Source organism: Pseudomonas sp. A39, from assembly GCF_058145955.1.
Map to the genome: position 1 here is coordinate 64,471 of NZ_JBYVMD010000035.1, position 12,719 is coordinate 77,189.

Here is a 12,719-nt window from a genome sequence, read left to right on the forward strand (position 1 = left end):
ACAGGTACACACCGTTCTAGGAGGCGTTAAGCCAGTTCAGCCCGCAGTTGACGCGCTGCCGTCACCATGTGAATCAACGCCGCTTCCGTCTCCGGCCAGCCACGGGTTTTCAACCCGCAATCCGGGTTCACCCACAACCGCTCAGCTGGAATGCGCTTGGCCGCCTTGCGCAGCAGGTTGGCCATCTCCGAGGCATCCGGCACGCGTGGCGAGTGGATATCGTAGACGCCCGGGCCGATGTCGTTCGGGTAGGCAAAGGCTTCGAACGCGTCCAGCAACTCCATGTCCGAGCGTGAGGTCTCGATGGTGATCACGTCGGCGTCCATTGCCGCGATCGACTCGATCACGTCGTTGAACTCGCTGTAGCACATGTGGGTGTGGATCTGGGTTTCATCGCGCACGCCCGAGGCGCACAGGCGGAACACTTCGGTGGCCCAGTCCAGGTAGTGCTGCCACTGTGCCTGGCGCAACGGCAGGCCTTCACGGAACGCAGCTTCGTCGATCTGCACGATCTTGATGCCGGCGGCTTCCAGGTCCACCACTTCGTCACGAATCGCCAGGGCCAGTTGGCGGGCCTGCACTTCACGGCTCACGTCTTCGCGAGGGAACGACCACATCAGCATGGTCACGGGACCGGTGAGCATGCCCTTCACGACCTTGCTGGTCAGGCCTTGGGCGTAACGGATCCACTCCACGGTCATCGCGTTCGGGCGGCTCAGGTCACCGAAAATCACCGCCGGTTTCACGCAGCGCGAACCGTAGCTCTGCACCCAACCGAAGCGGGTGAACGCATAGCCGTCCAACTGCTCGGCGAAGTATTCGACCATGTCGTTACGTTCGGCTTCCCCGTGTACCAGCACGTCCAGGCCGAGGTTTTCCTGCACTTCAACCGCGTGCTTGATCTCGCTGTGCATCGCTTCGACGTACTCGGCTTCGCTCAACTTACCGGCCTTATACGACTGGCGCGCCAGACGGATCGACGCAGTCTGCGGGAACGAACCGATGGTGGTGGTCGGGAACAACGGCAGGTTGAGGCCGGCACGTTGCTGCTCGATACGCTGGGCAAACAGCGATTGGCGCTGGCTGTCCTTGGCGGTGATCGCCGCCACACGGGCCTGCACGGCCGGCTTGTGGATACGCGGTGAAGCAGCGCGCGCAGCCTGCACGGCGCGGCTTTCGGCCAGGGCAGCGAGTACGTTGGGCGCCTCGGGCGCGCTGACTGCTTGGGCCAATACCGCCACTTCGGCGCACTTCTGTACGGCAAATGCCAGCCAGCGCTTGAGCTCGGCATCCAGTTTATCTTCACGGCCCAGGTCGACCGGGCTGTGCAGCAAGGAGCAGGACGGCGCCACCCACAGGCGATCCCCTAGTTTTTCATGCGCATGCTGCAAGGTGGCCAGGGCCTTTTCCAAGTCGCAGCGCCAGACGTTACGGCCGTTGACCACGCCCAGGGACAGCACCTTATAAGCCGGCAAGCGGTCGAGAATAGTCGGGTACTGGTCCGGGGCACGCACCAGGTCGATGTGCAGACCATCGACCGGCAGGTTGGCGGCCAGACCGAGGTTTTCTTCAAGGCCGCCAAAGTAGGTGGCCACCAGCTTTTTCAGCGGGTCGCGCTGGATCAGGTTGTAGGCGCGCTCAAACGCGTTTTTCCACGCCTGCGGCAGGTCGAGCACCAGGATGGGCTCGTCGATCTGCACCCATTCCACCCCCAGATCAGCCAGGCGTTGGAAGATCTGGCCATACAACGGCAGCAGGCGCTCCAACAGGTCAAGCTTGTCGAAGTCGCCGCCCTTGGCCTTGCCCAACCACAGGTAAGTCAATGGACCGATGACGACGGGCTTGACGTTGTGACCCAATTCGCGGGCTTCCTGCACTTCTTCGAACAGTTGCTCCCAACCCAGGTGGAACTGCTGGTCAGCGCTGAATTCAGGCACCAGGTAGTGGTAGTTGGTGTCGAACCACTTGGTCATTTCCTGGGCGTGGGCGCCGCCGCAGCAGCTGTCGCTGACGCCACGGGCCATGCCGAACAGGGTGTGCAGGGTGGCTTTGCCATCGGCTGGGCGGAAACGCTCGGGGATCACGCCGAACATCAGCGAGTGCGCCAGTACCTGGTCGTACCAGGCGAAATCACCGGCGGGCAGCAGTTCAATGCCGGCCTGTTTTTGCAGGTCCCAATGGGTCTTGCGCAGGTCACGGCCAACGGCACGCAGGCCGGCTTCATCCAGCTCGCCCTTCCAGAACGCTTCCTGCGCTTTTTTCAGTTCACGGTCGCGTCCAATACGCGGGAATCCGAGGGAATGAGCGACTGCCATGACTTACAACTCCAATGTCGATATTGATGGCAGCCATTGTCGGCACACACTCATCATGAGACAAACTCATTTAATTTGAGATGATCACAAGATCTATTCATGTTTACGGCCAGTGATACGCCATCGTTCGCTGGCCGCACCCCATCCAATACGCATACCATGGGTCAAAACACTCAACCGAATGAGCCCTCATGATCAAAGCCAGCCTGCGCAGTCACCTGACCCTCTGGTTCGCCGGCTTATCGTTACTCACGTTGTTGAGCGTGGGCTTCTATGTGGGCCATATCGCCACTGAACAGGTGAAGCAGGCCAGCGGCAATACGCTGTTGAGCACCGCCCGTTCCACGGCGGCGCTGCTGGCCGTGCAACTGCGCGAGCGGCAACTGGAAGTGTCGTTGCTGAGCAAGGCACCGCTGTTTCGCCAGGGCAACCTGGACGCGCCGGATATCCTCACGTTAATGGAACTGCGCACCCAATCGCGCGCCGAGTATGCGTGGATGGGGGTGGCCGACGCCGAGGGCAAGGTGCACCAGGCGGTCAACGGGTTGCTGGTCAATCAGTCGGTGCAGCAACGGCCGTGGTTCCAGGCGGGGATGCGCGGCGAGTACGCCGGCGATCCCCATGAAGCCGTGCTGCTGGCCAAGCTGTTGCCGGGGGCCACGAATGGCGAGCCATTGCGCTTTATCGATTTCGCCGCGCCGATCCGCAACGCACAAGGTGAAACCATCGGCGTACTGGGCGCCCATGCGCATTGGCAGTGGGTCACGCAAATCGTCGACTCCGCCGTGATGCAGAAGGACGCCCTGCCCGACCTTGAAGCCCTGATTGTCGACTTCGACGGCAAAGTGCTCTACCCGCAAGTACTGGCCGGTGAGCCGATGCCGCAGGCCAACCTGGGCAAACCGTCCGGCTGGTCCACCGGCAACGGCTACGTCACCGCCTCGGTGGCGGTACCCAGCCCGTCGAATGCAAAAGTGAGCTGGTACATCGTGGTGCGCCAACCCCTGGATGTCGCGCTGCAACCGGCGCGCTTGCTGCTGTACAAGCTGTTGCTCCTGGGCGTGATCGCAGCCTTGGTGTTCGGGCTCGTCGCCTATTACTTGGCGTCCACCCTCAGCCGTCCGATCGAACGCCTGGTGCGGTCAGCCAAACAGGTGCAAGACAATCAACCTGGCGCAGCCTTCCCCCAGGAACACCCCGTGCTGGAAATCGCCCAATTAGGCCGTTCGCTCACGGGCATGACCCAGTCCCTACTGTCCAAGGAACGTCAGCTGCAGGACGCCAATGCCTCCCTGGAAGCCACCGTCGCGCAACGCACCGCCGACCTGACCCAAGCCAATGCCGAGCTGCTCAAGCTCGCGACCCACGATGCATTGACCGGCGTCTACAACCGTCGCCGCTTCGATGAAAAACTCGCCGAAAACAGCCTGCTGTTCCAACGCACCGGCCGTACCTTCGCCCTGCTGCTGATCGACGCCGACTACTTCAAGCGCGTCAACGACAGCTACGGCCACGCCATCGGCGACGACGTGCTGTGCCAATTGGCCGCCCTGATTAAAAACACCACCCGCGCCACCGACTTCGTCGCGCGCTACGGTGGTGAGGAGTTCGCGGTGCTGCTGCCCGAAGTCGAAGAACCCGACAGCCCCGACGTGGTCGCCGAGAAAATCCGCGTAGCCGTGGAAGCGGCGGTGTTTCCAACCGTCGGTCATGTGACCGTGAGTATCGGCGTAGGGGTGGCCGAGCCTTCGGACCGCGACACCTCGGCGCTGCTCAAGCGGGCGGATATGCAATTGTATGAGGCTAAAGCGGCGGGCAGGAATCGCGTGGCCTGAGACTGCTGTGAAGAGGCCGCTTGCTGTGGCGAGGGAGCTTGCTCCCGCTGGAGTGCGAAGCGCTCCCGCCTTTTCAGGTCTGCTGCGCAGCCCATCGGGAGCAAGCTCCCTCGCCACAGGGTTAGGGTTGAAGTGCCGTTACAGCAACGGAATCGAATAACTCACAAACACCCGATTCTGATCCTGGTCGCGCGCCACTTCACTGCGCGACACGCCGTTGCGCCAGCCAAACCCGACGTTCTTGAACGTGCCGCTCTGCACCACGTAATCCAGCGAGATATCGCGCTCCCACTCGCTGGCATCGTTGCCGCTGGCGGTGAGGATGTGATCACCCTTCAAGTACATCAGCGACGCCTTCAAGCCGGGCACGCCCAGTGACGCGAAGTCGTAGGCGTACTGCGCAAACGCCGTACGCTCGCCCGCCTGGATAAAGGTCTGCACGGTGCGGTCGGTGTAGAGGTAAAGGCTGGCGCCGCCCTCCCCTTTGTTCACCAGGCCACCCTGGTTGAGTTGGGCGAAGTTACTGTCATCCGAGACTTGCTGGTAACCGGCGGTAATCGCGTGCGGCCCCAGGGAGTAGATGAACGCCGCGCTCCAGGTGTTGTTGTCGATTTCACCGTTGCCGTTTTTGGTAAACCCACTGATTTTGTAGCCTTCGGCACGGCCGGCGGCGCTGCTGTTTTTGCCGTCGGAGGTGGTCTTGAAGTAGCGCAGGTCGGTTTTCAATGAGCCGTAATCACCGAGCGGCAGTACGTGGATCAACCCGGCGAAGTGCTGCTGGTAATAATCCTCGAGGTTGGCGTAGTAGTACTGGACCATCAGGTCCTTGGTCACTTGGTAATCGGCGCCTGCATAGTTGAACGTGTTGCTTTCCTGGGTACCGCCCGCTGCCGCCAGGCCGCTGCGATCACTGGAGCCGCGGCCGGTGGTGTGTTGCAACTGGCCGCCGGTCAGGGTCAGGTTATCGATGTCTTTGCTGGTGATTTGCCCGCCTTCGAAAGACTGTGGCAACAGGCGACCGTCGTTGCTCACCAGGATCGGCAGGTTTGGACGCAGGTAGCCGTAGCGCAGTTCGCTCTTGGCGAAACGCGCCTTGGCCGTTGCGCCGCCACGGGCCCAGTTGTCGACGGCCTTGCCGTCGTCGTTGGGGATCATCGAGCTGCCCACATGGCGGCCGGCGCCGCTGTCGAGGGTCACGCCAAGCATGCCGACGGCGTCCAGGCCAAACCCCACGGTGCCATCGGTAAAGCCCGATTGATAGTTGAGGATAAACGCCTGGCCCCACTCTTCGGTCTTCGAGGGGGCGGCGGCGCCGTCACGGTTGTCGTTGTTGAAGTAGAAGTTGCGCATGCTCAAGTTGGCTTTGCTGTCCCCCAAAAAATCAGCCGAAGCCAAGGGGCTCAAGGCAATGCCCAGGCCGCCGGTCAATACGCTTAACACATTCAAAGTGGCTTTCATCACAACCTCAGTCAATTAACCCATGAGCGTCATAAAACGGATACGGCCCCGGGTAGTCCCCGAATACTCCGTTGTGGCTGATCAAACCTTGTTGCGCCTCCCAGCGATGCAACAAATAGCCCGCCGGCTCCAGGTTGAAATGCGCGGGCGCCGCTTCTTGCAAATCCAGCACGATCTGGTGAGAAGTGCCGGGGCACACACAACTCACACTGCCGCCGAAACGCCGCTGCATCGGCCGGTGCAGGTGCCCGCACAACAGGCGCTCCACTTGCGGATGGCGCGCAACGACTTGCTCGAGGGCGGCGGCATTGATGAAAGGTTCACGGTCCATATGGCCAATGCCGCTGATAAACGGCGGGTGATGTAGGATCAACAGCGTTGGCGCGTGCGGGCGCAGCGCCAACTGCTCGTCGAGCCACTGCAGTTGGCTGTCGAGTAACTGGCCGCCGTGACCTCCCGGGATGGTCGAGTCGAGGCCGATCAGGCGCAGCGGGTGGTCATCTACCACCCAGTCCAATGGGCCATCCGCCGACGCGGGCAAATAGGGGTGATCACGGAACGCCTCCAGCAGCGGACCGCGTGTGTCGTGGTTGCCGGGCACCAGGTAGCACGGCATCTGCAGGCGGGCGAGTTCGGGGTGCAGCACGGCGTATTCATCGGCGCGGCCGAAATCCACCAGGTCACCGCTGATCACCACGATATCGGGGCGCGGGAGGCTGGCGTTCAGGTGGTCGACGGCACGGCGCAGCGCGCCCAGGGTGTCGACAACGCCATAGGTGAGGCGCTGGCCGGCTTTAAGGTGCAGGTCGCTGATCTGCGCGACGAGGAACGGACGATTCACAATAGGTTCTCAAGCATTCAGGGTGAACAACATGTGCGGCGCAATCGCCAAGGCAATCGGCGCGCCGACGGTGTAGAGCTGGTTGTCGCTGCTGTCGACCAGCAGCGGTTGCGGGCCGCCGACGTCCACGAGCAGACGGCTTTGCGCGCCCTGGAAAAACTGCGCCAGCAGATGGCCGTGCAGGTGCCCTTCTCCTTCCATCACCCGCAAGTGTTCAGGGCGGCAGTAGATCGTGCTGGGCAGGTCCGCTCCGTGCCACGGCAACTCGCCGCCGCAGACCTTCAAGCCATGCGCTGAAGGCTCGATCACCGCGAAGGCATTGAGGTTGCCGACAAACCCCGCGACGAAGGCGTTAGCCGGTTTCTGGTAGATGTCCCGTGGGCTGGCCAGTTGGGCGACACGCCCGTGTTCCATCACCAGGATGCGGTCGCCCAGGGCCATGGCTTCACCCTGGTCGTGGGTGACGAACACCGAGGTGATGCCGAGCCCACGCAGCAGTTCGTTCAGTTCGCTGCGCAGCCGTTCGCGCAATTGCGCATCGAGGGCCGCCAGCGGTTCATCCAGCAATAACACCTTGGGGCGCGGCGCCAAGGCACGGGCCAGGGCCACACGCTGACGCTGGCCGCCGGAGAGCTCGTGGATGCTGCGCTTGCCGTGATGCTGCAAGCCCACCAGTTCCAGTAACTCGTCGCAGCGCTTGTTGCGCTCAGGCACCGACATGCCGCGAATCTTCAAGCCGTAAACGATATTCCCCGCCACATCCAGGTTGGGAAACAGCGCGTAGTTCTGGAACACCATGCCCACGTCACGACGTTCGATCGGCAGGCGGGTCACGTCCTGATCGCCAAAAAACACCTGGCCCACATCCGGGCGTTCCAGACCGGCGATCAGGCGCAAGGTCGTGGTTTTGCCACAGCCTGACGGGCCAAGGATCGCCAGGGTTTCGCCGCCTTCGACGGTCAGGTTCAAGTCATGCACGGCCACGGTGCCGTCGGCGAACGCCTTGCGACAGCCTTGCAGGCGGATAGTGATAGCGGTCATCGACGCTCTCCACGGGACAAACGGGCACTGATGGCCTGCAGCGCGATCAGCAGCGGCACGATCATCAGCAAAAAGATAAGGGTGTAGGCGCTGGCGATTTCCAGGCGCGCCGAGGCGTAGCTGTCCGCCAGGCCCACGGGCAAGGTCTTGGTCATCGGCGTATGGAGCATCCAGGTCAGGTTGAACTCACCCAGGGACAACGTGACCACCATCAGCACACCGGCCAGGATCCCCGCCCGGCAGTTGGGCACCACCACGCTGAAGAAACGCTTGATCGGACCGGCGCCCAGGCTGGCCGCCGCCTCCTCCAGCACCGGCAATTGCTGGCGCTGCATCACCGCCATCACCGGGCGTACCAGGAACGGCAAGGTGAACAACACGTGGCCGACCAAAATGAACACCCAACTGCTACGGAAGCTGCCGAACTGGCCATAGGTGAGCAGCAAGGCCAGCGCACTGGCCAGTCCGGGCATGGCCACCGGCAGCACCATCAGTTCTTCAAAAGCGCGGCTGAAGCGGTTGTTCATACGTACCAATGCGTAGGCCGCCGGTACGCCAATCACGCAGACGCACACGGCACAGGCCAGCGCCAGTTGCAGCGACAGCCACACGGTGGGCGAATAGGCCTGCCACACCTGGATCAACCAATCGAAGGTCAAGCCGCTGGACAGGCCCACAAAGAAATTGCGCGTCAGCCCGGCCAGCAGCGACATGAGCACCGGCACCAACATGAAGGCACACACCAGCAGGGTAAACAGCAGTTGCATCACAAACAGCGATGAGCGTTTCACAGCACAGTCCCCGCGTTTTTCACCAGGCGGCGCGTGAGCAGCAACACGGCCCAGGTCACCGCGCCGAGGACCACCGACAGCGCGGCAGCCACGGCAAAGTTCGCGTAGTTGGTAAACACGTTGTAGATCGCCACCGGGGTGACATTCAGCCGCGTGCCCAAGGTAAAGGCGGTGCCAAAGGCGCCCATGGACGTGGCAAAACAAATCGCCCCGCACGACGCCAGCGCCGGCGCCAGGCCCGGCACAATCACATCGCACACCACCCGCCAATGCCCGGCGCCCAGCGAATGCGCGGCTTCTTCCAGGCTGCGGTCGAGGCTTTCGCAGGCGGCCATCACCGTGAGGATCACCCGCGGAATCGAGAAGTACAGGTACCCCACGAACAACCCCGCCAGCGAGTAGGCAAAGATCCAGCGCTCACCCGCCAGTTGCAGGCCCAGGGCGGCAAACAGGCCCTGGCGCCCCGCCAGCAGAATCACCAGGAAGCCCACCACCACGCCGGGAAACGCCAGCGGAAACGTCAGCAATGCCACCAGCGCCGAGCGCCCGAAGAACTGCTGGCGGGCGAGAAACACGCCGCTGATGCCGCCGATCACCAACGCGACCAGCGTCACCACCACCGCCAGCACCAGGGTTTGCCCAAGGCTGCCCAGGTACTGCGCGCTGCTGAGTACCTGCCAGTAACCGCTGCCGTTGCTGTCACGGCTTTCGGCACCGAGCAGCACCAAGTGCGCGAGCGGCAACAGCCAGAACGCGAGCAGCACCGCAAACGCCGGGGCCAGTGCCCAGGCGGCATGTCTTGCCGATGCTGCCACTTACTTGACCTCGTTCAGGTAACGGGCGGCGAAGGCTTCCTGCACAGCGGCCATTTTTTCGTAGTCCACCACCCCGGCGCGCGCGTAATCGCTGTCGGGCAGGAACTGCGCGGCGACGTCGGCCGGCATTTTCATCGGGCGCACAGGGCGCAGGTACGCCTTGGCCCAGAGTGCCTGGCCTTCGTCCGACAGCACGAAGTCGAGGACTTTTTCGGCATTGGCGCGGTGCGGCGCGTTGGCGACCAGGCTCATCACGTAAGGCACGCTGATGCTGCCTTCCTTGGGGATCACGAAGGCGACGTTGGCCTTGTCTTTGTAGCGCGCGCGGTAGGCGTTGAAATCGTAGTCCACCAGGATCGGCAACTCACCGGACAGCACCCGTGCATACGCGGTTTGCTTGGGCACGATGGGCGCGTTCTTTGCCAGTTTCTGGAAGTAGTCGATGGCCGGGGCAAAGTTGTCGAGGTCGCCGCCCATGGCACGGTTGATCGCCACTGCCGACACGTAGCCGACGAAGGCGCTGGACGGGTCGAGGTAACCGACCATGCCTTTGTACTCTGGCTTGAGCAGGTCGGCCCAGCTTTGCGGCACCGGCAAACCACCGAGTGCATCAACATTGACCATGATGCCCAAGGTGCCGGAATGGATCGCGAACCAATGGCCGGCAGGGTCTTTGAGGCCCGCCGGAATCTGCTCCCAGGCCTTGGGTTTGTAGGTGTCGACCACCTGGGCTTTTTGTGCCTGCAGGCCGAAGGTCACGCCGTAGTAGACGACGTCGGCGACCGGTGCGGCTTTCTCCGCCACCAACTGCGCCAGGGACTGGCCGGAGTTCTTGTTGTCCAGCGGCACCTGCACGCCGGTGCTGGCGGCGATGGCCTTGAGCTGAGTGCCCCAGTCAGCCCAGTCCGGCGGGCAGTTGTAGCAAATCGCGGTGTCGGCGGCCTGGGCCAGGCTGGCCGTACCGCACAGCAGCAGGGCTGCCAGGGTTTTACTGAGTGCGCGCATCAAGGGTCTCCTCATGGGGTTGGGTACTGTCGCCTGGTCGAATGTGGCAAGGCAGGCAATGGGAAATCGGGTCGTTGCCGGCGATCTGCGCCAGCAATTGGTCAATCACGGTGCTGGCAAGCAGCGCAATGGGCTGCACCACGCTGCATAGGGTCGGGTGCATCTGGGTGCCGAGGCTGATGCCGTCGAACCCCATCACCGAGAGTTGTTCGGGTACGTTCCAAGCGTTGCGGCGCAACTCAGCGATCAGGCTGATTGCCAGGAAATCGTTGGAGCACACCAAAGCGGTGGGTGCCTCGGCCCCCTGTAGGAAAGGTTCGATAGCAGCGAATTCGGCCTGGGTGTGGGCCGGCATTTCGATCACCGGGCGGCTCTTGAGGCCGCATTCCTTCATCGCATCGCAGTAACCGGCGTAACGCAGGCGGGCACGGTCCGATTGCAAAGCGGGGCCAGCGACCATGCTGATGCGCCGGTGTCCGGCGTCCAGCAGATACCGGGTTGCCATGGCCATGCCGGCGCGGTTGTCGACCGACACGGCGCTGTAGTTGGGGTTGCTAGGTTGGTGGTAGGCCAGTACGAACGGCGTCTGTTCGGTGTTCAGGCTGCTGAGCACGCTATTGCTCTCGGCATCGGTGACCGTCAGCACCAGGCCGTCGACGCGCTGGCGCAGCAGCTCTTCCACCACAATGCATTCGCGTTCACTGCTGTAGTCGGTGGTTGCCAGCAACAGGCTGTAGCCGCGCGACCGTGCAGCGCGCTCCATGGCCTGGAACTGCTCGGCAAACACCGGGTTGAGCAGGTTAGGCACCACCACACCGATCAATTGGGTGGTTTGCAGGCGCAATTGGCGGCCCAGCAGGTTCGGCCGGAAGCCCAACTCACGGGCGGCGGCGAACACCTGCTCGCGGGTGGTCGGGCGCACTTGGTCGGGGGAGGCAAAGGTGCGGGCGGCGGTGGCGCGGGATACACCAGCCAGGCGCGCAACGTCTTTCAGGTCAGTCATTGTCACTCGCTTGAGATCGATCTCATTGGCGAGGACAGTAGCGGGGGAATGTGGCAGTTCAGTGCCGAGAACATGACGATTTGATGTCAGCCAAGGACTGCTGCCATGCACCTGTGGTGAGCGGGCTTGCCCCGCGCTGGGTGGCGAAGCCACCCCAATAAGGACGCCGCGGAGCTCCAGAAAAATCGTGGTGCCTGGATTCAGGACGGCTTCGCCCCCCAGCGCGGGGCAAGCCCGCTCACTACAAAAAAACGGTGTCGGCCCCTGAACAGTCACACTCTGGCGCTACGCTCGTAAACCAAGGGCAGCAAAATCCGCCCACTAACCTTTCGATTCGATCCAAGTGCGGGCACAATGCGTGTCCTTTTTTGGCAGGCACCGCCGCAGGCTCTCAAAAATGATCAAAACGCCGTACTACCTCATCGATAAACAGAAGCTTCTGGTCAACATGCAGAAGATTGCTTACGTGCGCGAGCAGTCCGGCGCCAAGGCCCTGCTGGCGCTCAAGTGCTTTGCCACCTGGTCGGTGTTCGACCTGATGCAGCAATACATGGACGGCACCACCTCGTCGTCGCTGTATGAGCTCAAGCTCGGCCGCCAGAAGTTCGAAGGCGAGGCGCACGCCTACAGCGTGGCCTGGGCCGACGATGAAATCGAAGAGATGCTGGATAACTGCGACAAGATCATCTTCAACTCCATCAGCCAGCTGCAGCGCTTTGCCGAACGCTCCGAAGGCAAGACCCGCGGCCTGCGCGTCAACCCGCAGGTGAGCAGTTCCGACTACTTGCTGGCCGACCCGGCGCGTCCGTTCAGCCGCCTGGGCGAATGGGACCCGGTGAAGATCGAAGGCGTGATCGAGCAGATCTCCGGCTTCATGTTCCACAACAACTGCGAGAACGGCGATTTCAGCCTGTTCGACAACATGCTCGGCACCATCGAAGAACGCTTCGGCGCGCTGCTGCACAAGGTCGAGTGGGTCAGCCTCGGCGGCGGCATCCACTTCACCGGTGAAGACTATGCCGTGGACGCGTTCTGCGCGCGCCTGAAGGCGTTCTCCGAAAAGTACGGCGTGCAGGTCTACCTGGAACCCGGCGAAGCGGCGATCACCAACAGCGCCTCCCTGGAAGTCACCGTGCTCGACACCCTCTACAACGGCAAGAACCTCGCCGTGGTCGACAGTTCCATCGAAGCCCACCTGCTGGACCTGCTGATCTATCGCCTCAACGCCAAGCTGGCGCCGAGCGATGGCGAACACACCGTCATGGTGTGCGGCAAATCCTGCCTGGCCGGGGACATCTTCGGCGAGTATCAATTTGATCGTCCGCTGGCCATCGGCGATCGGCTGTCGTTCATCGACACCGCAGGCTACACCATGGTCAAGAAAAACTGGTTCAACGGCCTGAAAATGCCGTCCATCGTAGTGAAACAACTCGACGGTACAGTCGAAGTGGTTCGTGAATTTGGTTACGACGACTACCTGTCCAGCCTTTCGTAAGCTGGCGGATAAAGGAGAGATAAAGCAATTGAAAAAGAACGTTCTTATCATTGGTGCAGGAGGTGTCGCCAAGGTGGTGGCCCACAAGTGCGCGCAGCACAACGACGAACTCGGTCGTAT

General features: G+C 62.3%; 11 protein-coding genes. 3 read left to right on the top strand and 8 right to left on the bottom strand.

What is annotated here, in order from left to right; translation table 11 throughout:
* Nucleotides 1-26: 26 nt before the first annotated feature.
* Nucleotides 27-2,315, bottom strand: coding sequence for a 5-methyltetrahydropteroyltriglutamate--homocysteine S-methyltransferase (metE, locus tag AC3ZU9_RS23255; protein ID WP_064054533.1), 2,289 nt, complete (start codon nucleotides 2,313-2,315; stop codon nucleotides 27-29).
* 191 nt (nucleotides 2,316-2,506) lie between these two features.
* Between metE and AC3ZU9_RS23260 the strand changes: the two genes are divergently transcribed.
* Nucleotides 2,507-4,150: a sensor domain-containing diguanylate cyclase gene (locus AC3ZU9_RS23260; protein WP_102060721.1), complete on the top strand. Its 1,644-nt coding sequence runs from the start codon at nucleotides 2,507-2,509 to the stop codon at nucleotides 4,148-4,150.
* A 138-nt stretch (nucleotides 4,151-4,288) separates the two neighbouring features.
* Here AC3ZU9_RS23260 and AC3ZU9_RS23265 read toward each other — a convergent pair whose 3' ends face one another.
* From AC3ZU9_RS23265 to AC3ZU9_RS23295, 7 genes are read right to left on the bottom strand one after another with little or no spacing between them, the layout of a single operon-like run.
* Entirely contained in the window at nucleotides 4,289-5,608 is a 1,320-nt protein-coding gene (locus AC3ZU9_RS23265) for an OprD family porin (RefSeq protein ID WP_250949400.1), read from the bottom strand.
* A gap of 7 nt (nucleotides 5,609-5,615) precedes the next feature.
* Nucleotides 5,616-6,449 carry a phosphodiesterase gene (locus AC3ZU9_RS23270; protein ID WP_490091410.1) on the bottom strand — a complete coding sequence of 278 codons (834 nt, stop codon included), beginning with the start codon at nucleotides 6,447-6,449 and terminating at the stop codon, nucleotides 5,616-5,618.
* A 9-nt stretch (nucleotides 6,450-6,458) separates the two neighbouring features.
* A complete protein-coding gene (locus AC3ZU9_RS23275; RefSeq protein ID WP_012724722.1) occupies nucleotides 6,459-7,490 on the bottom strand; it encodes an ABC transporter ATP-binding protein in 1,032 nt (343 codons plus the stop codon).
* Nucleotides 7,487-8,281: an ABC transporter permease gene (locus tag AC3ZU9_RS23280; RefSeq protein ID WP_012724723.1), complete on the bottom strand. Its 795-nt coding sequence runs from the start codon at nucleotides 8,279-8,281 to the stop codon at nucleotides 7,487-7,489. Before AC3ZU9_RS23280 ends, AC3ZU9_RS23275 begins: the two co-directional genes overlap by 4 nt.
* Entirely contained in the window at nucleotides 8,278-9,096 is an 819-nt protein-coding gene (locus AC3ZU9_RS23285) for an ABC transporter permease (RefSeq protein WP_012724724.1), read from the bottom strand. Before AC3ZU9_RS23285 ends, AC3ZU9_RS23280 begins: the two co-directional genes overlap by 4 nt.
* A complete protein-coding gene (locus AC3ZU9_RS23290; protein ID WP_320399244.1) occupies nucleotides 9,097-10,101 on the bottom strand; it encodes an ABC transporter substrate-binding protein in 1,005 nt (334 codons plus the stop codon).
* The gene (locus AC3ZU9_RS23295) at nucleotides 10,085-11,104 is read right to left on the bottom strand and encodes a LacI family DNA-binding transcriptional regulator (RefSeq protein ID WP_490091411.1); all 1,020 of its coding nucleotides are present in this window, start codon (nucleotides 11,102-11,104) and stop codon (nucleotides 10,085-10,087) included. Before AC3ZU9_RS23295 ends, AC3ZU9_RS23290 begins: the two co-directional genes overlap by 17 nt.
* A 397-nt stretch (nucleotides 11,105-11,501) precedes the next feature.
* Between AC3ZU9_RS23295 and AC3ZU9_RS23300 the strand changes: the two genes are divergently transcribed.
* Together AC3ZU9_RS23300 and AC3ZU9_RS23305 are read left to right on the top strand one after the other, a co-directional pair.
* Entirely contained in the window at nucleotides 11,502-12,599 is a 1,098-nt protein-coding gene (locus tag AC3ZU9_RS23300) for a carboxynorspermidine decarboxylase (protein WP_012724727.1), read from the top strand.
* Nucleotides 12,600-12,627: 28 nt separating this feature from the next.
* On the top strand, nucleotides 12,628-12,719 hold a 92-nt coding region (locus AC3ZU9_RS23305; RefSeq protein ID WP_490091412.1), incomplete at its 3' end, for a saccharopine dehydrogenase NADP-binding domain-containing protein.